The following is a 19,727-nucleotide window of genomic DNA, read 5'->3' as shown; positions in this document are numbered from 1 at the left end:
TTCTCTGTTAAGTTACATATCTTGAACGTCTTCTAGCTCTTTATTTTTTCTCTTTAAAGTATTTCCTACCTTTCCACCTGGATGGATGACAGCAAATTGTTCTTTGGTAAAGCCTCTAAATCTAGTGATGGCAATACAAATTGCATCAAAAACGGCAATCGTTGCTAAAATACTAGACGTAGCCAGCATATTAAAATCATCGGGTTCTTTACTAACCTTTATTTTTAATAGCGCATCAGCTTCTCGTGCAATATATGAACCTTCTGATTCGGTAATAGCGATGATTGTTGCACCTTTAACTTTGCAGCTAGGAATGATATTATTAATTTCTTGAGTTTCCCCACCTTTAGAGAATACAATAACAATATCCTGATTTCGCACTACTCCTAACCCGCCATGGACTGCATCTGAAGGCGATAAAAACAGTGCAGGGCATTCTATGCAACTGAGGGTATGTGCTATTTTTTTAGCCGCTGCTGCAGAAGTTCCACAACCGGTTGTGATAATTTTCCCTTTACAATCCATTACTAGTTCAACAATTTTATTAATTTGCTCTTCATCCAAATTAGCATTAATTTCTTCAATTGCTTCTGATTCTTTAATAAGTGTATCTTTAACAGAATCTATAATTCTTGAAAACAATTTAATCACTTACCTTTCGTCTGGTATCAAATGATAGTTAAAGGTCTTTTAAAGTTATGCCGTTACCATAAACTATCTCCCAATCACTTTTAAAGTTACTAACGGCCTCTTCAATAGCAGGCATTTTAAGCGAATTACTAAGCAAGCTAGGGTCAACGGTTGCACAATGTGCACCACTCTCATACGCACGCATTACTTGTCCGATATTCTTAAAACTAGCTGCTAATATCTTTGTTTCCATATTATATTCTTTAATTAGGTTACTAAAATGGTTAATAACGGAGGTTGGGTTAATGTTAATATTCTCCATTCTATTGAAATATGGAGCTATGTAATCTGATCCAGCCATGATGGCAAAATCACCTTGAGCCATAGTGTAAATCGCAGTTGCTGTTATTTTTAGTTGCTCCCTTTTGAGAATCCGTATCGCTTTTAGACCTTCCTCATTAACAGGAACTTTAATATATATATCTTTACCAAGTCTCTCAGCTATTGTGTACCCTTCTTTCACCATTTCATCACTTGTATTAGTTGTAACCTGGACATGTAAGGACCTATTGGTTCCTATGATGTTTTTGATTTTCTCCAGATGATTAAATACGTCTAAGCGACCTTCCTTTTTAAGGATACTTGGATTCGAAGTTACCCCTTTTATCGGAAAAATTTTTGAATAATATTCAATCTCATTTAAATTTGCAGTGTCAAACATTAATTCCATTTGAAATCATCCTCTTCCACTACTTTTATAATTTCATTTGAAGATTCCTATTTTGTAACTTCATAGAAATTTTCATAAGCTTGACTACATGCTTTCAATAAATCGTCGTCCAAATTGAACAATCCAGAGGAGCCAAGGACAAAAACATCTGCTCCAGCATCTTTTAACCTTTTAAATGTTGTTTTATTAACAGCTCCGTCTACCTGAATTTTATAGGTATATCCGTTCTCTTCCCTTAATTTTGCAGCAGCTCTTATCTTATCAAGCATTTCACTGATAAATGGCTGCCCAGCAAATCCAGGGTCAACGGTTAGAATCGTTAATAACTCAACCCTGCCTAAATATGTTTCCACAAAATTTATTGGTGTTGCTGGATTTAATACAACACCCACTTTACAACCCGCACTCTCTATCATGTTGAATATACGGAAAGCATTATTACTAATTGTTTCCGCATGGGGGGAAATATAGGTCGCTCCTGCCTTTGCACAAGGTTGAATCCAATTCTCAGGATTAGTCGTTGCCAAATGAGCATCCATCGGTTTATTTACTACTTTAGAAAAAGCTTGAATAAGATCAGGTGATAAAGAAAGGTTTTTGCTGTAATGACCGTCAATTATATCAATATGAAAATAATCTACATAATCATTTAATATTTCTATTTGTTCCTTCACATGTAAAAAATCCATACACATTAGCGAAGCTGAAAATCGTGGTTTCATTTTCTTCCTCCTCGAAAGAAACTAACAATAATTATAAAATAGATAAAAAATTATTCGAGATTTGCATGGCATTGCCATAAATCGTCCAATACAATTTGCTTATCTTCTAAAATCATGGCGGCAGTAATATCGCCGAAAAGTAAAAGCGATTGTTCAAACAAAGAAGTCATCGGTTGCTTGGATTGAACTTCATCTAAATTTTTCAATTTACTTGCCACAGGGATTCTTAGGAAAAAATCTGTATATTCCTTTATACTACCCTCTGGGTTGCTTCCGATATGAATGACTGTTGCCCCAATTTTCTTTGCTTTCTTGGCAATTTCTAAAGGGATTAAGGTATTCCCACTTCCAGATCCAACTACTAAGACATCTTTGGCTGTTATAGCGGGCTCCGTTATGTCCCCTACAACAACAGAATGAATGCCGATATGGGCATATCTCTTACAGATCGCTTTTAACGATAGTAATACCCTGCCAACGCCAATAAAGAAAACTTTTTCTGCCTTTTCAATCATCGTTATATACTTAACAACGCTTTCTGAATCTATCGATTTTAGTGCTTGCATACATTCATTAAGGGCAATCTCTCTTTTTTCCTCATACATCTGCACATTTACCATATGAGATCCCTCCTGGTATTCTTCTTTTATCTGACTAAACTAACAATTGTTTTATCATTTTAGCCGTTTTTCTTCTATCATCTTGGCCAGTAATACCATTGCCTACTATCATAATTTCAGGTTTGAATGGGATAACTTTATCTACTGAATGAATATTTATACCTCCCGCTATCGCACTATGCTGCGATCCAACCATGTTCTGAACTTTAGATAGGGAATCAAAGGGACTTTGCTTGTCTTGAACATCAAAGGCAGTATGGACACAAATATAATCAACGCCTAGTTCTACCAATTCTTTCGCTCTTTCTTCTAAATTCTGGACGCACATCATATCTGCAAGTATTTTTCCATTTCCATTTTTAGCGGCTTTGACAGCACCTTTAATCGTTTCATCATGAGTAATCCCCATAACGGTTACGATTTGTGCACCTGCCTTAAAGGCTATGTCCGCTTCATATTCACCTGCATCCATAATTTTCGTATCAGCCAATACTAATTTATTGGGAAACTCCTTTGAAATAGCCCTTACAGGTTCCATTCCATACTCAATAATCATCGGGGTTCCAACTTCGATAACGTCTATAAAATCTGCTACATCATGAAGAATAGCTAGAGCCTCTTTTTGATTACATGTATCTAATGCAATTTGTAGTTTCATAACAATCCCCTCATGAATAGATGATTTCCCTAAATTTATGACAATTCTCAATAATCGAGGATTCCTTGTGAAAAATGCTGGAGGATCCTCCGACGTAAATATTCGCTCCTTTTTCATGCATAAGCTTGGCGTTCTCAAAACTTACATTCCCATCTACTTCTATTAAAATGTTTTGATAACCACTTTCGTCTAACATATTTCGAAGTCTAGCAATCTTATCTAGTGTACTAGGGATTAATTTCTGTCCAGCGAATCCTGGATTTACCGTCATAATGAGAACCGAATCCAAATCAGGCAACAAATCTTCTATCACGCCAATTGGTGTCCCAGGATTCAACGCAATACCAACCTGTGCACCTAAATCCTTTATCATTCCCAGTGCTCTATGTACATGCGTTGTCGCTTCATAATGAATGCAAATGATATCTTCTGGATTGCAATTCTTTAGATAATGAAAGCTGTTCTCAGGATTATTGATCATTAAATGTATATCTAATGGAATCGATGTAATTTTCCTAAGTCCATGAATAAAATCAAAACTAAGCGTAATATTAGGTACAAAGTGGTTATCCATAATATCTATATGGAGATAATCTACTTTAGCCTTTTCCAATAAGCGCAGATCATGCTCAATGTTCATTAAATCGATACACATTAAAGATGGTGCCATCTTCCTTTCCATACCAACACCTCCAGGATAGTATTAAAAAATAATTATTTTTAATCAATTAATTCAAATTAGCACTTCTATTGATTTCATTTAAAAAGACCTGAACTTCTTCCGCATCAGGTATAGAGCTTTGAGCTCCATTACGAGAGACACAAATGGCTGCAGCTGCCTGTGCAGATTTAATACTCATTTCCATTGGATAACCCTGACATAGTTTTATCGCTAATGTCGCATTAAAAGTGTCTCCCGCTCCTGTAGAATCAACAGCATCAACTTTGAACGAGGCATACATTTTACCCTCTATGCCATCGTATACATAAGCCCCTCGACTTCCCATCTTTAAAATGACAAACTTTGGGTTGACCCTCTTATAAAGTTGCTTAGCTGCTTTAAACGCTTGTTCTTCACTATCAATAGATATCCCTGTTAAGGCTTCCGTTTCAGCTTCATTCGGTGAAATAATATAAATCCCTTTTAAGCGATCCAACGGGATATTCATAGCAGGACCCGCATCTAGGAATACTGGAATGTTGTTCTCTTTAGCAATTTCATACGTTCGATAAACGGTTTCTAAAGGCATTTCTAATTGCATTAAAACCATATCATAATCCTTTGCTGCAATTGCTTTCATTACATCATCTGCAATCAAATGATTATTTGCTCCCAGCACCGTTAAAGAAAAGTATTTGCCTTCTTCATCAACCATAATCGGTGCAAGACCCGTTTGCGCTTCTTGATCAGTAACAACAAAAGTTGTATCAATACCAACCTTTTTTAATTCCATTTCAATCGTATGACCATTGGTATCATCGCCTATTCTTCCTACCATACTTACGTTTGCTCCTTGCAATGCCGCGGCATATGCTTGATTAGCACCTTTACCCCCTGTGGCATAGTGATAACTGCCGCAAGCAATTGATTCTCCAAATTTAGGTATTTTAGGAACACCATAAACGATTAGGTCCATGTTAATACTTCCAACGACAAGAATGTTCGTTTGTTTCATATCAGTCACCTTTTTCCTATTGACTCATTCTGATTAACTTTGCTTCTTTCTTCTTATCCAAAACATAGTTGACAATTAAAATAGCAATCAGCGCAATACCAAAAATCATATCTCGGTAGAAATTGCTGATTTGTGGGAACATATTTAAGTAAGAAGAAATAAGTTGGACAATGACTGTAGCAAGGAAAATACCGTATATCTTTCCTTTCCCTCCGTCGGGATTAACCCCACCTAACACGGCAATCAAAATTGTCAGCATGACAAAACTAGACCCAAAGTCTGCCTTTGCCGAATTTATTCTTGCCAAACTTAATAATCCAGCAGTGGCTCCTAACATACCTGATAGCATATAAGCTTTAACGATGATGTTATTATTTTTTATTCCTGCAAACTTAGCTGCTTTGCTATTGGTTCCTAATAAATAGACACGCATTCCGAATTTTGTTTTGGCGATCATATAGGCAACAACGATTACAGCTAAAATATAAATAACAAATGATAGAGGGAAAATTCCAAATACAATCGTCGACCCTAACAGAGTAAAAGGTCTTGGCAAACCACTTACAATCCCTCCACCAGTAATAACAATCGCAATCCCCATATATAATTGCATAGTTCCTAATGTTGCTAACATTGCTGGTATACGGAGGCGGGCGATTAAGAATCCATTAAATGCGCCACATAGAATGCCAGTTAGTATGCCTAGCAAAATGGCGATTACGATAAAAAATACCTGTTCCGGTCCAGTTGCCATTAATGCGAACTTTTGCATAAACATTCCAGATAAGATGGCACTTAGATTAGCAATATAAACAACAGAAAGATCAATCCCTCCTGCAATCATAGCTATACTTACTCCGATTGCCATCAACCCATATTCAACCAGCTGTTTTTCCATTGATAGAAAATTAGCTAAAGATAGAAAGCTGTCGGGTTTGGTCATACTAGCAATCACAAAAATAGCAAGCATGATAGTTACTAATCTGACAATATTTCCATCTAAACCAGTAAGAATAAATGGTTCCCTTTTTTTCAGATAAGGTGTTCTTTTTAATTCAGTATTCATCCTAAGCAACCCCCATCTTCTTCCGTTTTATTCTATTGAAACCCTTTACGTTATAAACTTGAATGACTGAAATGGCAGTACCAATAATAATGATTGCTCCGATAATAAATTTTTGCCAATAAATGGGGACTCCAATAAGAATTAAACTATTCGTAACAATCGTTAGCAATAAAGTACCTAAAACACAACCTGTCAGTGTTCCTACACCACCCATTAACCGGGTACCACCAAGAATAACCGCAGCAATCACGATCATTTCTTCCCCTGCAAACTCAGTAGGTAAAAAATAAGAGGATTCAACGGAGTAACAGACACCTGCGATAGCTGCAAGTCCGCCGTTAATCGTAAACACACCGAACCTAGTTCGCTTAACATTAAAACCGGCCCTTTCTGCTGACGTTGCATCCCCCCCCACGGCAAATACTCCGCGGCCTGCCATCGTATAGTTTAGAATAAGGTACGTAATCAGGTACAATCCAACAGCAATAAGAAATGTTACTGGAAGTGATGATCCTAAACCAGTTTTTGCATTTGTAACGGTTATGAGCGATTGTTGTCCGAATTCAATCATAGAGCTTGGAAGTTTAATACGACCGGCTTCAAAGACGCCTAATAATATTCCACTAAATATGGATGTAGTCCCTAATGTTACAATCAAGCTTGGAAAATTATACTTCGCGATAATAAAGCCATTAATAGCACCCATCATTAAGCCAAAGAAGATGGCTACCAAGAATACCACAACGATTGGACCGCTATATCCAGTCTGAAAAACAAACTCAGTTGCTAAGTATCCACTCAATGCTGCAATTAAAGGAAATGATACATCCGGACCTGTACTAATAAAGCCAAGATAGGCACAAATTGCATAAATTAATGGAACGGTCATGGAACGCAAGAGATCAACGATATTATTATTTGAAAAGAAAAGGCCCGATTTAGCCTGGATAATCATGCTCAACATAATAATAATTAAGAAAACATAGAATTCAGGTCTTGTTGAAATCTTTTTCATGTTCTTTCTGGAGAATACACTCATAATTCACACCCCTTGTTCACTAAATATAGTTAGCTAATACATCTGCATGTAAATTTACACCGGCAATTTCACCTGTTATTTTTCCATTTTGCATAGCAATGACCCGGTCACAAGTAGTTAGTATTTCAGATATGTCATCAGATGCGACGATAATCCCCATACCCTCATTGGCTAATTTACGCAATAATTTATGGATATCATACTTAGCCCCTATATCTACTCCTACAGTGGGGCCATTCAATATTAATACTCTAGGACCAACAGCAATCCAGCGAGCTAAGACCACTTTCTGTTGGTTTCCTCCTGATAAAGTAGATACCGGAAACTCATCATTTTTGGTTGCAACACCAAGATCTTTTACCCCTTTGCGTGATTCTTCATTAAAAGCATGATTATTTATTACCCCTAGGGAATTGGAAAGGTCCTCTAATTTGGTGACGGCTATATTTTGCTTGATAGATTGTGGTAAAAATAGTCCTTCTGTTAATCGATCCTCTGGAACTAAGGCAATCCCAAGCTCTTGAGCTTTTGTAGGATTATGTATATCGACCTGTTTATTTTCGACCAAAATTTCCCCCTCATAGGGTCGTTGTAAGCCAAATAATGCCAATGTTAATTCAGTTCTACCGGAACCGAGCTGTCCAGTAAGTCCAAGAATTTCACCCTTTCGTAATTGGAAACTAACATTCTCAAACCCTTCGGAAGAAAGATTCTTCGCTTCTAGTACTGTTTCTCCAATACTCGTACTTTTACTCAATCCTTCTCCATCAAAATGACGACCAGTCATATGATAACTGAATTTCTCTTCATCCATCTCTGTAACGGGACAAGAGATCACATTTTCACCACTTCTTAAAATCGTAACACTGTCACAAATTTCGAAAACCTCATCTAATTTGTGTGAAACAAAAAGAATTGTAACTCCCTCTTTTTTGAGCCTGTTGATTATTTCAAATAATCGTTTTACTTCCTTCTTTGTTAATGCGGTGGTCGGTTCGTCCATAATAATTAGTTTTGAATCATCAAGTAATGCTCTGGAAATGGCTATTAATTGTTTGTCAGCAACCGGAAGGGTTTCGACTAACGCATCTAAATCAACGTCAAAATTAATTTTACTGACTGCTTCCTCAGCAATTCTCCTAAACTCTTTTCTATTCACAAATTTCTTTTTTCTTGCTAAAACCTGATTAAAAGCTAAGTTTTCGACAACTGTTAGGTTCGGAAATACAGAAAAATCTTGATAAATAATTTGAATGCCTTGCTTTATAGCTTCAGCCGGTGTCATATTGGTAAATTCTTTTCCATTTATTTCAATTACACCTGAATCTGGTTGGTGTACACCAGAAATAACTTTAATAATGGTAGATTTACCACAACCATTTTCTCCAGCTAAGCAGTGTACTTCACCCTTCTTTATTTGTAAGTCAACACCTTTTAAAGCATGAACTCCTCCAAAAGATTTTTGGATGCCTTTTAAAGATAAAATATCTTCTGCCATGTTACCCCTCCTTCAAGCATAGAACGTAATAAAAGCAACTTTTTCTATAAAGAAATACCGTATCCACCTTCTTAAAACAAATAACAAAGGATACGGCACTTCTTTATAGCTCATTATTTAAAATAGAAGATTATGTTTTATGGAATCTTTTTTTAGAAATCGTATTGATCAATGTTTTCTTTTGTAATTTCGAGTGGTGCATTACCGATAAGGGTTTTATTAGCGCCTTTAACGATTTTTACACTTTCATAACCTTTAATGCCTAAGTCTGCGCCTTCAGTAATTTCCTCACCTGCTAGAATCTTGGCAGCGACGGAAACCATTGCATAACCAGCGTCTGCAGGATCCCATAGTAATAGTTTATTAATGGTGCCGGCCTTTACATAATTAGAGAATTCATTTGGTGTTCCTACACCTACAATACTAACTTTTCCGGATAAACCTAACTCCTCTACCGCATTCGCTATCCCAGGACTGTCAGTAGAAGCTACTCCTGTAAAACCTTTCAAATCTGGGTTCGCTTTTAAGATTTGTTTTGCTTTTTCATAAGCTACATCGACACTTTCCTCTGATTCTGCACTTGGAACTTCACCATTATTAATAAGTTCCATGTCCTTAAATGCTTCTTCTTGACGGGCTTTTTGAGCATTTGCATACTCCATGTGTGTGGTACTTGTCGTATAACCTACCATCACGGCATACTTGCCTGCCTCACCCATAGCTTCTGCAAGAGAGTCCATTATCTTTGCACCAAAATCTTCAGATGTAAAGGCTTCAACATCGAATAATGTATTTTTTTGGTTAGAAGCTTCATGTGTCACAACAACGATACCCTTTGATAAAGCGTTTTCTAAAGATGCTTCAATTGCACCTGGATCAATTGGTACAACAGCAAGAGCATCTACACCCTGTGCAATAAGATCGTCAATTACTTGTACTTGGGAAGCTGCGTCAGCATTAGCTGGCCCTTTCTGAATGACCTTAATATTCATTTCCTTACCATATCTATCGACTCCAACTTTCATACGTTTAAACCAAGCTGCCGTGTTATCTTTTGTGACTACACCAATTGTCCATTCTGATTTATCTTTATCTGATTTGTAGTTAGCTGGATCTAATAAATCTCCATTCCCACTTGATGTTGAACCATTTCCTGTTCCGCTTGTTTCTTCATTGGAACACGCTACCATGGCGAACATCATCACCACCATCAGAACCATTGCAAAAAACTTTTTCATTTTAACCCCTCCTGCTAGATTTTATATTTAATTTCAGTTGCCGTTAATTTAACCGCAACTGCCCGTAAAGGCTTCACTCAAGGTTTGCATGATTTTGAAACATATGATTTGCATCTTTCATTTTTTCTGCCATTAGTTCCATAATTAATCCATCCAAACAAATCAATAACGATTGTTCAAACAGTGCACCCATTGGTTGAATAGAAGTAATATCGCTCGTTTTATCAGACTTTGGAGTTGGTGCGGGTATTTGCAGCGTAGTATCTGCCAAATTTCCTAAGGTAGAATCTACGAAGCTAGTTAGAGTAATGACATTTAATCCTAACCTCTTTGCTTTATTGGCATAAGTTATTAAACTTCCCGTTTCTCCAGATCCAGTACCTAAAATTAATAAGTCCTCTGCCCTAGAATTTGGGGTGGTAGCGCCTCCAACCACATGCACATCAAAGCCCAAGTGCATTAACCTCATAGAGAACGCTTTCATCATTAGCCCAGATCGTCCTGCTCCGGCAACAAAAATACGGGGAGCGTTATGAATATAGCTAACAACCTCAGCTACTCTTTCTTGGTCTATTTTGTCAAATACATCAGATAATTCTAGCGCTATTGACTTTAAATTGGATTTAAACATATCAGAAGCCTCCTAAGTACTTTTATTACTGTTAGCGTTTACATCAACTTGGATTAATTCGATTATAGATGGAATATGTCCCTGTTCCTAGGAGGTGATATTCAGATTGGGGGGATAGTATTCGGAATGTTTAAAAGAAGTAAACAAAAAAAAGACCCCCATTAATCGGGAATCTCATGAAATCATTATTTATACAGATAGGTTGTGGTACTTCTCCCGATATTGCGATGGAGACTGACTTGTCCATTGTTTAAAAAGACGGCTAAAATATTTCGTATCTTGATATCCAACACTTACAGAAACATCATAAATTTTCAGGTCCGTTTTTTCCAGCAGTTCCATCGCCCTTTTTAATCGGGTTTTGGTTACATAACTCAATACTGTTTCGCCAGTCTGGGTCTTAAAGTACTCACAAAAATAAGTAGGGTTTAAATACACATGGTCCGCCACTTTTTTTATGGTAATACTTTCACTAAGATTGTGAAGAATCCATTCCTTTGCCTTTGAAATGGGGTCTGAATGACTAGCTTCCATTTCCATCAACCTATTTACGAGGCTTGTCACCCATTCCTTGATCCCTTCTTTTAATTGAGATAAATTAGCTGACTTTTTTGTTATTTGAATCGCTTTCATTAGCAAATTAATCTCTTCCCCGAATCCATCGTTTTCCATCCAACATTTAATAATACGAATACATAAATATTGGATAGATTCCTGAATTAATAAAGGAGATTTCAACGTCTCAAGCTCATGGAAAAAGCCAGTTATAGCCTGGATTACTTCCCGTTCATTTTTTTCACGGACAGCATTGACGGTCTTCTCTGTATATTTATACACAAAGGATGGCATCATTAACGTTTTTTCATTTGAAAGATTGTTCAAGGTGCTTAGATGAAAGATTTTATTACCACCTTCGATGATTCTAAATTTCATTAATGACAGTAATTGATCTCTCATTGCAGGCAAAAGGGACAGGTCTTCAAATTCATTTCCGAATGCGATGGACACTGTAAATGGAAAATCCCGTTGGATTTTCTTTTTTAACTTTAATAAGTATTCTTCCATTAATAGATTAAAAGAAGTTCCTTCTCTCTCTGGTTCTTCATGTAACAGCAATAACCAAAAACTTACATTCCCTTTTTTCCAGATCCAATATTGTACCTCTTGATTACCGAATCCATCCACCAGCAACTCATTCATCATCTTTTCAACGGCAAAATGCCAATCCCTTAACCCTGATGGTGAAACCCCTTTTACTTTTGACAACATTTGATCAATATCGATGTGCACTAGTTTATAATGACCTTTTGGAAACTGGAAAGTCCAGTCCATTAAGGAGAAGTCTGTCTCATCATTCCATGTCAATTCACTTAAATGGTGAATTTGTTTGGCATACGTAAGTTGTAGTGCCCTTTCCTCGATGTCTTTCCGTCTTTCTTCTTCTTTTTGTTTATTCCTAATTCTTTCTTTTACTTCATCTAATTGTAATTGAAATTTGTCCCTATCGATTGGTTTTAAAATATAATCGATTGCCCCTTCGCGGATGGCTTCTTGTAAATACTTGAAGTCATCATAGCCACTAATAAACATGGTAAAAAAATCATGTGACTCGCTGTTTAATTTTTTGATCAAAGTTAAGCCATCCATAATAGGCATTTGAACGTCCGTTATTAATAAATCAATCGATTCAAATTGATTCACAATCGCTTCATACGCTGCCTGTCCATCCGAAAATACACCTATTACTTCCCACTCTTCCCCATTTGAAACAACCAGTCTTTCAATTCCATTCCTAATTCTTGGCTCGTCATCTACAATTACCGTTTTAATTCCTCTCACTGTGCGCTCCCCCTCGCGAAATTAGCTATATTAGCTTCAATAGTTTTAGGAATTCTTATTACGACTTCCGTTCCTTTATCTATTTCACTCTTGAGCAGCAAACCGTAGTTTTCTCCAAACATCATCGCAATCCTTGCATATACATTAATAATACCAAAACCGGAATCTCTCCTTTTCATTGGATCAGAAGATAACAATTTTCTAAGCTTGACCAATGTAGCCTCATCAACACCTGGTCCATTATCTCTAATAATAAAAAGTATAGCTGTGGGTCCTTCTTCAAGTTGTTCTTCCACGACTTCTATCTCAATAACCAGTTCTTTTCTTCTCTCTAAACCATATTTGATAGCATTTTCAATGATTGGCTGCAGTAAAAATTTTGGGGTATAGTACTTGCTACTATCGACATCTTCACGAATTATAAAGGATAACCGATCTTCAAACCTGAACTTTTGTATATTCAAATAGTCTTGAATATGCTGAACTTCACTAGAAATAGGAATGAGACTGTCTTTATTGCTAATCGAAAACCTCATCATTCTTCCTAAAATAGTAATCATTCGAACGACCTGCTCCCGCTCCCCATCTTCAACCGCCATCCCAATTGTTTCTAATGTATTGTACATAAAGTGGGGATTAATCTGGGATTGCAAAGCGTATAATTCCGCGTTTTTTTGACGAATCTCAATCAGGTAGTTTTTTTGAATCAATTCCCGTATTTTTGTAAGCATCGTGCGAAAACTAGTTGCAAGCATTCCCACCTCATCACCTGAATGAATTGGTACTTCTACGCTAAAATTTCCTGTCTCAACATCTTTCATGATTCTACTTAATTGTTTAATAGGTCTTGTCACGGTCCATGCTAAAAAAATTGAAATAAGTGTTGTGATACAAATAACGATAATAAAGAGGAACACGGTCACATTCCGAACACTGCCCGTTTGTTCTTTTAAATTTTTCAATGGAATACTGTGTGCGAGAATCCAAGGAAATTCCTTTGCTTCCCCTAAACTAATCAGGGTTTTCTGACCATAACTATTCATACGGAAACTGCCATTCAATAGTGGATATTCATGTATGGCTTCCACCTTTTTCCCGATTTCCTGGTTATTAGTGTGATAAATTATATCCCCTTGTTGATCCATGAGCCACATCGTGGTATTTTCTTTCCTTTGCAAGTCTTCAAGAAATTTCTCGAAAAAGGTCACATTAACAGCTACATATAAGGTGCCTAAATTCTTTCTATTATCAAAATCTGTTATTTGTTTAGCTAGTAAAAAATAAGATGGGTTGTTTTTAAATGTTAAATTAAGCTGAGATGGGAGCAGTAACTCCATACCTTCCGCTTGTGGAAAATCTATTTGGTATTCATAAGAACGGTCTTTAAAACTGAATCCCTCATAAGAAGTTCGTGTGCTGGCAAATAACCGATTATTTGATACTAAAAAGGCGCCCAAAATATCAGGATTATTGGAATTTAGATAAATGTTCGTCAAATAACTTTGGACCGTATACTGTCCTTGCCGAAGTGACGATTTATTTTGATCACGATTATTCCTTAGTACTTCCATAACTTCCCCTGAGCTATAGATAAGTTCAGATAAGTTTTCAAGTTTCCCAATCTCGTTTTCTATATTATTATTGGCTTGACTTAATAATTGTGGAATATATTCTCCGACCTGAACCTCGATCGACTTGGAATATTGGTTATACATGACTATTCCTAATAACGCCATCGGAATGACCGTTAGTAAGACATACGTAATAATCAATTTGGTCGATAATCTTATATTATTAATTTGTATTTGTTTATTATGTTTAAAAATCATACTGATCAACATTTTCCTTTGTAATATCAATAGGCTGATCCATTATAACTATATTGTTGTCAAACTCAATTACCCCAATTTTCCGAATCTTTTGTCCGCTATAAGGTGTTTCCCCATCCAGTAAATCTTTTGCCAACCTAACCGTTAAATACCCCAATTTTTGAGGACTCCATAGTGTGACCGTTTGGGCAGCTCCATCTTTTAAGGCAGATTTCATTAATTGGGGTGATGATACGCCCACCACCTTTATTTTACCGATCTTTCCGGCCTCTTTTACAGCATACGCAGCCGCAGGCGGATTAAGGGTGGAAACTCCAATAATCCCTTTTAAATCCGGGTACTTTTGTAATAAGTTTTTTGCAACTAAATAGGCTTTGTCTTTATCTTCATTTGTAGGTACTATTTCAACCAAATTCATATTCGGGTAGTATTCCGCATTATGGATTTTAATCCACTTAATCCAATCATTTAAATTTGCTGCAGTGGGCGAACCCGTCATAATCGCATAGTTTCCCTGCTCATTGACCTCCCATGCAAGCGTGTCCAAAATATGCCGGCCTAATATTTCGGGGTCAACCATATTAATAAAGAAACTTCGGTACTCCGGATTCGTATCTGAATCCCACGTGATCACTTTTATTCCACTATCTCTTGCCCTTTGCAATACTGTGCCTAATTTTTCAGGATCGTTAGCAGCAACCGCAATACAATCTACATTTTGCCCAATCCATTCTTCTATAATTTGTTCCTGCTCCTCCCAGCTAGACGTCGAAGGACCTTTAAAAAGAACATTTACGCCTAGGTCTTCTCCCGCTTCTAGTGCACCAATTTTCGCAGCATTGAAGTAAGGCGCTCCCTCGATTTTAGTTACAAGTGCAATTGTGTATGCTCCATCTTTTCTTGGTTCCTTATGTTCAACTGTCTTCTTTTGGCTATTTACTTCTCCATTATAAACAATTTCATACTTTGCTGATTTATTCCCAATTTCGCCACAACCGCTTAAAATGAAAAGGATTAAAAGGAAAAGAAAATATTTATTTGGCACAGTATTACCCCCATCGACTAGTAAATATTTTAGAAAAATAAGAGGTACAAATACGCTTTTCAATATTATACAAGATTTTATATATTATTATCTTTTTCTACAAAAAATTGTGTAATATACCATAATACGATTATACTATATCTATCATAAGTACTTATAGAGCTGATTCAATAAAAAAAAGGACTTAATCAGTCCTTTTTAGCTTTATTTTATTAACGAATGTTTGAATGCGTATATGACTGCCTGTGTTCGGTCTTGGACGTTTAGTTTACTTAAAATGTTACTGACATGGGTTTTTACGGTTTTTAATGCGATATATAGTTCGTCAGCGATGTCTTGGTTGGTTTTTCCCTCTGCCATTAGCATTAATATTTCCATTTCCCGGCTGGTGAGTTCTTCATGTGGCAGATGCTGCTGTTTCTGGCGCATTTTCACCATCATTTTTCCTGTTACTTCAGGCTCAAGGACAGACTGACCATGATATGTAGCACGAACTGCATTTGCAATTTCATCTGCTTTTGATGTTTTTAGCATATAACTAGTTGCACCTGCTTCTAGTGCAGGATAAACTTTTTCATCGTCCAAAAAGCTTGTGACGATGATCACTTTTGCCTCAGGCCAATTTTCAATGATTTGCTTTGTTGCTTCAATCCCGTCCATTTCCTTCATGACTAAATCCATTAAAATAATATCCGGTCTTAGCTCAAGTGCCAGTTCCACACCTTTTTTTCCATCAGCTGCCTCACCTACGACTTCGATGTCTGGCTGTGCTGATAAATAAGCAGAAACTCCAATTCTTACCATCTCATGATCATCGACAAATACTACTCTAATCATTTACACCATCTCCATTTGTCATAACAGGTACCTTTACTTCCAGCCTTGTACCTTTACTCTGTACACTAATGACCTTGAATGTGCCTCCAACTTCAAGGGCCCGCTCGTGCATATTCTGCATACCATAAGAACCGGCCTTTTTTGTTTCGACTTCAAACCCAACTCCATCATCAACAATTCTTAATATGACTAGATCATCCCGCTTAATCAATAACACTTCAAGTTTATTCGCCTTTGAATGCCTTAGTGTATTGGATACCGACTCCTGAAGGATACGGAATAGATGATCCTCAATTCCTTTATCAAGTGGAAATGCTTCAACCTTCCACTTAATTTCCATTGTTACTTTCTGTGATAATTCGATTAGTAACTCTTCCATTCCTTCTTGCAGTGTTTTATTTTTTAATGCAACTGGCCGCAAATGAAGAAGCAGGGCACGCATTTCAAGTTGTGATTGATGAATCATCCCTTCCACCATTTTCAACTGTTTCGCTTCCCTATCCTCTTCATTCGCACCTTGTCTTGTTGTATTGATGGCCGACATCATCATTGAAGCAGCAAATAATTGCTGACTGACGGAATCATGTAATTCACGGGCGAGACGGTTTCGTTCCTGTTCAATTATTTCTTGAATCCTCGCTTCCTGATTTTCAACCTTCTCTGTAGCCAATCGTTGTGAAAGCTTGGCTTGTTCAGACATTTGCCTGCTTATCTTATCAATTTGATCTGCTATACTTTCCATTTCTGAAATGGCCTGTTTTCCATCAGAACCAATTTGTTTCCCCTGTTCTAACTGATGTAATGAATGTTCTACAGCCTGGAACTGTCTTCTCCAGAATATACCTGAAAAAACGCCCAATAGGATACCAAACGCAATACTGAATGCCGGAATAAATATGATAAATGGGATATCCATAAAATGCCGATTCCATAGTTCAGACCAATCCGAAATTGGAAAAACAATGATAAAGACAGCGGACACCACGAGAGCAATCATGACTGAAGAAGCGATATTCCATACAACCTGCCTTTGGATCGTGCTCATATCCGGCTCACCTCTAAATTGCCCACCAACAAGGAGGTAAAGATTTTAACCTTTTGCTCCGCCTGGTCATAGCCCGCAGTCTTAAGGTGGAAAGCTTGGTTAAAAACCTGAGCCTGATGATTTTCAAAAACAGTAGTAGAACCAACAATACAAGAATGCTGAACGCTTACTTCTACTTCATAAGGTATTTGGATTTGTATATTGCCAATGACATTTCGGATAAAGATAATGGTTTCACCCTTCGGCAAAACAGTATAACTTAAATCTATGATGGTATCTCCAATACCAGATTGAATGTTAATGTCATTCCATTCATAAACACTGCCAGGAGTTTTTTGCTGTCCCAAAAATATATTTTCGAAGAGCGGCTTGGTCTTAATCAGCGTTTCTTCTTTCTGAGCCTGCTCTGATTCTTTGATATCTAATGTAATTTTATTTGGATTCTTTTTAGAGTTAAAATATTGAATAATAAAATGTAAGAGAATAGCCAGTAATAAAAACTTAAAGGTCATCATGCTAAATACTTGGATGATTAATAAAATGATACCAGCGAAGAAAAGAAACTTACCAAATTTTTTTCCTGTTCTTTTTCGACCTAAATAAATCATTCCACAAGATAATAAAAGGGAGAAAACAAGACCACTGCTAAAAAACAAAACCTCTAGCAAGAGAACGACAACCCCAATGATAACTAACCATTCTGTATAATTATTCTTTGTATTTTTAAACATCTGGCCACCCCTCCCCTTCACTTTAATCTGTTTGATAGTTAGGCCAAAAGGTGCAGCATGCTGCACCTTTTTAGAATACCATGTTTTGGTTATTAAATGGACTTGCTTTCTTCCAATTTCATTTCTTTTTCTAACTGGGCAATTCTTGCATCAATGGTATCGCGGTAATATGAACTTTTCACTTGATGATCTAAACGATCTAAGTAAGAATCAATTTCTTGGAAACGTGCGTTTACATTGTTAGACGTATGATTTGAGTCCATCACTTGATTCATGCGATGATTGGCACGGGTAACATTTTCACGGCCCATTAATTCCAAGCGGCGGATTTGCATATCTTTTAACTTATGTTTCATTTCCTCATATTTTCTTTCTAATTGACTAAGCTGTTCTTTCACATGCTCTAGTGAAGTCCCAAGACGTTCAACACGGCTTGAGAATTGCTGATGTTCTGCTGTTGCAAATTCATACAGCTCGGTTTCACCTGCTTTAGAGGCGATTTCCGCCTGATATTTCCTCTTTTCAGCCAATTCCACTGCTTGAGAATATTCTCTAGTAAATTCATCTTTCAGTGCGTATTGACGTTCCACAAGCTTTCTCACTTTTTCAGTCTCTTGCTCACATTGACGAAGATATTGGTTAAGAAGGGAAATTGGATTTTGCTTTTCTTTTTGATCCACTGCAGCATGTAAATCTGCCATAATCGTATCTTTAATTCGTGTTAATAGGTTTGTCATCTTTATCTCTCCTTAAATTTAGTTGTTTATTTCATTCCATTGCCTTTCAAAATTTACAAACGGGTCTGTATCCTCTTTTACAAATTTCTTTTTGCTGCTATTCCAGTTTTTATAAACAAGATAAAGTACATAGGCAGCAACAACACCAATAATAGCCGGTGCGTTATGAATAGAGGCGATTAAGACAAAAAATCCGATAATCCCCAAAACAACCTTTCTTCCAGTGGAATCAGCCTTTAGGAACTGTTTGAAAATGAAGTACAGAATCGCAAGACCAATTAGTAATCCTATCATCGGACCTATAGATGAAAGTAAAATAATCGCTGCAATTCCACCTGCAAGTAATAATCCAAATTTTTTCATTGTTTATTTCCTCCTTTCTTTATCTTGATTTCATCTTACCTCTATTCTAAATTCCTCATAACGAACCAGCGCTTTATTTTCATATCGGTCTTAAGACGTAGAAAGGGTCAGTCCCTTGTCAGGAACTGACCCTTCTTGTGATTATTTTGAGATAAACATTTGTGTCCAATAATGTCTTTGTGATCCGCCTTGTGCGTATCCAACACCTATATGCGTATAATTTCCACTTAGTATATTGGCGCGATGGCCCGGGCTGTTCATCCAAGCTCGAACAACTTCCTGAGCAGTTGTTTGACCTGCTGCAATATTTTCGCCTGCGGAGCGATAGGTGATTCCGAAATTCTTCATCATGGTAAATGGACTGCCGTAAGTCGGACTAGTATGACTGAAATAGTTTTTATCCCTCATGTCCATCGACTTATAACGTGCCACTCTGGAGAGTTCCCAATCTTGAGTTAAGGCCTTTAATCCATTTTTTGCCCGCTCTTGATTCGTTAATTGGACAACTTGGCTTTCAATGCTTTTTGTTGCGTCATAGTTAGGAATATTCACCTTATTTCCTGGATAAATAAGATTTGGATTCCTAAATTGTGGATTTGCTGAAATGATTTCCGAAATCCCGACTTGGTAACGAACAGCGATTTTCCATAGTGAATCGCCAGGCTGTACAGTATAAATCTGCTGGGCAAATGACATGCTTGGAATACTCAATAGTGATAGTAAAAACAGTAAACTTAACCAAAATGATTTTTTCATTTTTACGCCTCCTCCGATATATATTTTTGATTTCAGG

General features: G+C 36.9%; 21 protein-coding genes. All 21 read right to left on the bottom strand.

The genetic code is table 11. The features are described 5' to 3' along the window. Positions 1–12: 12 nt before the first annotated feature. Positions 13–642 carry a KpsF/GutQ family sugar-phosphate isomerase gene (locus QFZ28_RS26600; RefSeq protein WP_307197635.1) on the bottom strand — a complete coding sequence of 210 codons (630 nt, stop codon included), beginning with the start codon at positions 640–642 and terminating at the stop codon, positions 13–15. 37 nt (positions 643–679) lie between these two features. Then, the gene (locus QFZ28_RS26595; RefSeq protein ID WP_307197634.1) at positions 680–1,360 is read right to left on the bottom strand and encodes a fructose-6-phosphate aldolase; all 681 of its coding nucleotides are present in this window, start codon (positions 1,358–1,360) and stop codon (positions 680–682) included. A 47-nt stretch (positions 1,361–1,407) separates the two neighbouring features. Then, entirely contained in the window at positions 1,408–2,082 is a 675-nt protein-coding gene (gene alsE, locus QFZ28_RS26590) for a D-allulose 6-phosphate 3-epimerase (RefSeq protein WP_307197633.1), read from the bottom strand. A 50-nt stretch (positions 2,083–2,132) separates the two neighbouring features. After that, the gene (gene hxlB, locus QFZ28_RS26585) at positions 2,133–2,702 is read right to left on the bottom strand and encodes a 6-phospho-3-hexuloisomerase (RefSeq protein WP_307197632.1); all 570 of its coding nucleotides are present in this window, start codon (positions 2,700–2,702) and stop codon (positions 2,133–2,135) included. Positions 2,703–2,736: 34 nt separating this feature from the next. Continuing rightward, complete coding sequence (gene hxlA / locus QFZ28_RS26580) at positions 2,737–3,360, bottom strand: 3-hexulose-6-phosphate synthase (RefSeq protein ID WP_307197631.1); 624 nt, start codon at positions 3,358–3,360, stop codon at positions 2,737–2,739. A 10-nt stretch (positions 3,361–3,370) separates the two neighbouring features. Next, positions 3,371–4,042, bottom strand: a complete 672-nt coding sequence (gene rpe / locus QFZ28_RS26575; protein ID WP_307197630.1) for a ribulose-phosphate 3-epimerase — start codon at positions 4,040–4,042, stop codon at positions 3,371–3,373. A gap of 46 nt (positions 4,043–4,088) precedes the next feature. Then, entirely contained in the window at positions 4,089–5,036 is a 948-nt protein-coding gene (locus QFZ28_RS26570; RefSeq protein WP_307197629.1) for a ribokinase, read from the bottom strand. Between the two features lie 16 nt (positions 5,037–5,052). Further along, positions 5,053–6,102, bottom strand: a complete 1,050-nt coding sequence (locus QFZ28_RS26565; RefSeq protein ID WP_307197628.1) for an ABC transporter permease — start codon at positions 6,100–6,102, stop codon at positions 5,053–5,055. 1 nt (position 6,103) lies between these two features. Next, a complete protein-coding gene (locus QFZ28_RS26560; protein ID WP_307197627.1) occupies positions 6,104–7,141 on the bottom strand; it encodes an ABC transporter permease in 1,038 nt (345 codons plus the stop codon). Between the two features lie 19 nt (positions 7,142–7,160). Next, positions 7,161–8,639 carry a sugar ABC transporter ATP-binding protein gene (locus QFZ28_RS26555; protein ID WP_307197626.1) on the bottom strand — a complete coding sequence of 493 codons (1,479 nt, stop codon included), beginning with the start codon at positions 8,637–8,639 and terminating at the stop codon, positions 7,161–7,163. A gap of 152 nt (positions 8,640–8,791) precedes the next feature. Further along, positions 8,792–9,877 carry an autoinducer 2 ABC transporter substrate-binding protein gene (locus tag QFZ28_RS26550; protein ID WP_307197625.1) on the bottom strand — a complete coding sequence of 362 codons (1,086 nt, stop codon included), beginning with the start codon at positions 9,875–9,877 and terminating at the stop codon, positions 8,792–8,794. A gap of 73 nt (positions 9,878–9,950) precedes the next feature. Beyond that, positions 9,951–10,508 carry a 6-phospho-3-hexuloisomerase gene (gene hxlB, locus QFZ28_RS26545; protein WP_307197624.1) on the bottom strand — a complete coding sequence of 186 codons (558 nt, stop codon included), beginning with the start codon at positions 10,506–10,508 and terminating at the stop codon, positions 9,951–9,953. A 189-nt stretch (positions 10,509–10,697) separates the two neighbouring features. Beyond that, the gene (locus tag QFZ28_RS26540) at positions 10,698–12,347 is read right to left on the bottom strand and encodes a response regulator transcription factor (protein WP_307197623.1); all 1,650 of its coding nucleotides are present in this window, start codon (positions 12,345–12,347) and stop codon (positions 10,698–10,700) included. Continuing rightward, positions 12,344–14,176 carry a cache domain-containing sensor histidine kinase gene (locus QFZ28_RS26535; RefSeq protein ID WP_307197622.1) on the bottom strand — a complete coding sequence of 611 codons (1,833 nt, stop codon included), beginning with the start codon at positions 14,174–14,176 and terminating at the stop codon, positions 12,344–12,346. Before QFZ28_RS26535 ends, QFZ28_RS26540 begins: the two co-directional genes overlap by 4 nt. Then, positions 14,166–15,221, bottom strand: a complete 1,056-nt coding sequence (locus tag QFZ28_RS26530) for an autoinducer 2 ABC transporter substrate-binding protein (RefSeq protein ID WP_307197621.1) — start codon at positions 15,219–15,221, stop codon at positions 14,166–14,168. The genes QFZ28_RS26535 and QFZ28_RS26530 overlap by 11 nt, the downstream gene beginning before the upstream one ends. Before the next feature lie 204 nt (positions 15,222–15,425). Next, positions 15,426–16,058, bottom strand: a complete 633-nt coding sequence (locus QFZ28_RS26525; protein ID WP_307197620.1) for a response regulator transcription factor — start codon at positions 16,056–16,058, stop codon at positions 15,426–15,428. Then, entirely contained in the window at positions 16,051–17,103 is a 1,053-nt protein-coding gene (locus QFZ28_RS26520; RefSeq protein ID WP_307197619.1) for a sensor histidine kinase, read from the bottom strand. Before QFZ28_RS26520 ends, QFZ28_RS26525 begins: the two co-directional genes overlap by 8 nt. Then, positions 17,100–17,834, bottom strand: a complete 735-nt coding sequence (gene liaF, locus QFZ28_RS26515; RefSeq protein WP_307197618.1) for a cell wall-active antibiotics response protein LiaF — start codon at positions 17,832–17,834, stop codon at positions 17,100–17,102. Before liaF ends, QFZ28_RS26520 begins: the two co-directional genes overlap by 4 nt. A 92-nt stretch (positions 17,835–17,926) precedes the next feature. Then, complete coding sequence (locus QFZ28_RS26510; protein WP_307197617.1) at positions 17,927–18,571, bottom strand: PspA/IM30 family protein; 645 nt, start codon at positions 18,569–18,571, stop codon at positions 17,927–17,929. 18 nt (positions 18,572–18,589) lie between these two features. Beyond that, entirely contained in the window at positions 18,590–18,934 is a 345-nt protein-coding gene (locus QFZ28_RS26505) for a lmo0954 family membrane protein (protein WP_307197616.1), read from the bottom strand. A 141-nt stretch (positions 18,935–19,075) separates the two neighbouring features. Further along, positions 19,076–19,690, bottom strand: a complete 615-nt coding sequence (gene safA / locus QFZ28_RS26500; RefSeq protein ID WP_307197615.1) for a SafA/ExsA family spore coat assembly protein — start codon at positions 19,688–19,690, stop codon at positions 19,076–19,078. Positions 19,691–19,727 lie beyond the last annotated feature (37 nt).

It is taken from the genome of Neobacillus niacini, assembly GCF_030817695.1.
In the GTDB taxonomy this organism is placed as follows: domain Bacteria; phylum Bacillota; class Bacilli; order Bacillales; family Cytobacillaceae; genus Neobacillus; species Neobacillus niacini_F.
The sequence above is the reverse complement of the archived record's forward strand: the minus strand, read 5'-3'. Positions and strand labels throughout refer to the sequence as shown.

What these genes read in the sequence shown, in the direction of transcription:
- QFZ28_RS26595 (WP_307197634.1), bottom strand. Translation starts at nt 1,360, where the DNA reads ATGGAATTAATGTTTGACACTGCAAATTTAAATGAGATTGAATATTAT.
- alsE (WP_307197633.1), bottom strand. Translation starts at nt 2,082, where the DNA reads ATGAAACCACGATTTTCAGCTTCGCTAATGTGTATGGATTTTTTACAT.
- hxlB (WP_307197632.1), bottom strand. Translation starts at nt 2,702, where the DNA reads ATGGTAAATGTGCAGATGTATGAGGAAAAAAGAGAGATTGCCCTTAAT.
- hxlA (WP_307197631.1), bottom strand. Translation starts at nt 3,360, where the DNA reads ATGAAACTACAAATTGCATTAGATACATGTAATCAAAAAGAGGCTCTA.
- rpe (WP_307197630.1), bottom strand. Translation starts at nt 4,042, where the DNA reads ATGGAAAGGAAGATGGCACCATCTTTAATGTGTATCGATTTAATGAAC.
- QFZ28_RS26570 (WP_307197629.1), bottom strand. Translation starts at nt 5,036, where the DNA reads ATGAAACAAACGAACATTCTTGTCGTTGGAAGTATTAACATGGACCTA.
- QFZ28_RS26565 (WP_307197628.1), bottom strand. Translation starts at nt 6,102, where the DNA reads ATGAATACTGAATTAAAAAGAACACCTTATCTGAAAAAAAGGGAACCA.
- QFZ28_RS26560 (WP_307197627.1), bottom strand. Translation starts at nt 7,141, where the DNA reads ATGAGTGTATTCTCCAGAAAGAACATGAAAAAGATTTCAACAAGACCT.
- QFZ28_RS26555 (WP_307197626.1), bottom strand. Translation starts at nt 8,639, where the DNA reads ATGGCAGAAGATATTTTATCTTTAAAAGGCATCCAAAAATCTTTTGGA.
- QFZ28_RS26550 (WP_307197625.1), bottom strand. Translation starts at nt 9,877, where the DNA reads ATGAAAAAGTTTTTTGCAATGGTTCTGATGGTGGTGATGATGTTCGCC.
- hxlB (WP_307197624.1), bottom strand. Translation starts at nt 10,508, where the DNA reads ATGTTTAAATCCAATTTAAAGTCAATAGCGCTAGAATTATCTGATGTA.
- QFZ28_RS26535 (WP_307197622.1), bottom strand. Translation starts at nt 14,176, where the DNA reads ATGATTTTTAAACATAATAAACAAATACAAATTAATAATATAAGATTA.
- QFZ28_RS26525 (WP_307197620.1), bottom strand. Translation starts at nt 16,058, where the DNA reads ATGATTAGAGTAGTATTTGTCGATGATCATGAGATGGTAAGAATTGGA.
- QFZ28_RS26520 (WP_307197619.1), bottom strand. Translation starts at nt 17,103, where the DNA reads ATGAGCACGATCCAAAGGCAGGTTGTATGGAATATCGCTTCTTCAGTC.
- liaF (WP_307197618.1), bottom strand. Translation starts at nt 17,834, where the DNA reads ATGTTTAAAAATACAAAGAATAATTATACAGAATGGTTAGTTATCATT.
- QFZ28_RS26510 (WP_307197617.1), bottom strand. Translation starts at nt 18,571, where the DNA reads ATGACAAACCTATTAACACGAATTAAAGATACGATTATGGCAGATTTA.
- QFZ28_RS26505 (WP_307197616.1), bottom strand. Translation starts at nt 18,934, where the DNA reads ATGAAAAAATTTGGATTATTACTTGCAGGTGGAATTGCAGCGATTATT.
- safA (WP_307197615.1), bottom strand. Translation starts at nt 19,690, where the DNA reads ATGAAAAAATCATTTTGGTTAAGTTTACTGTTTTTACTATCACTATTG.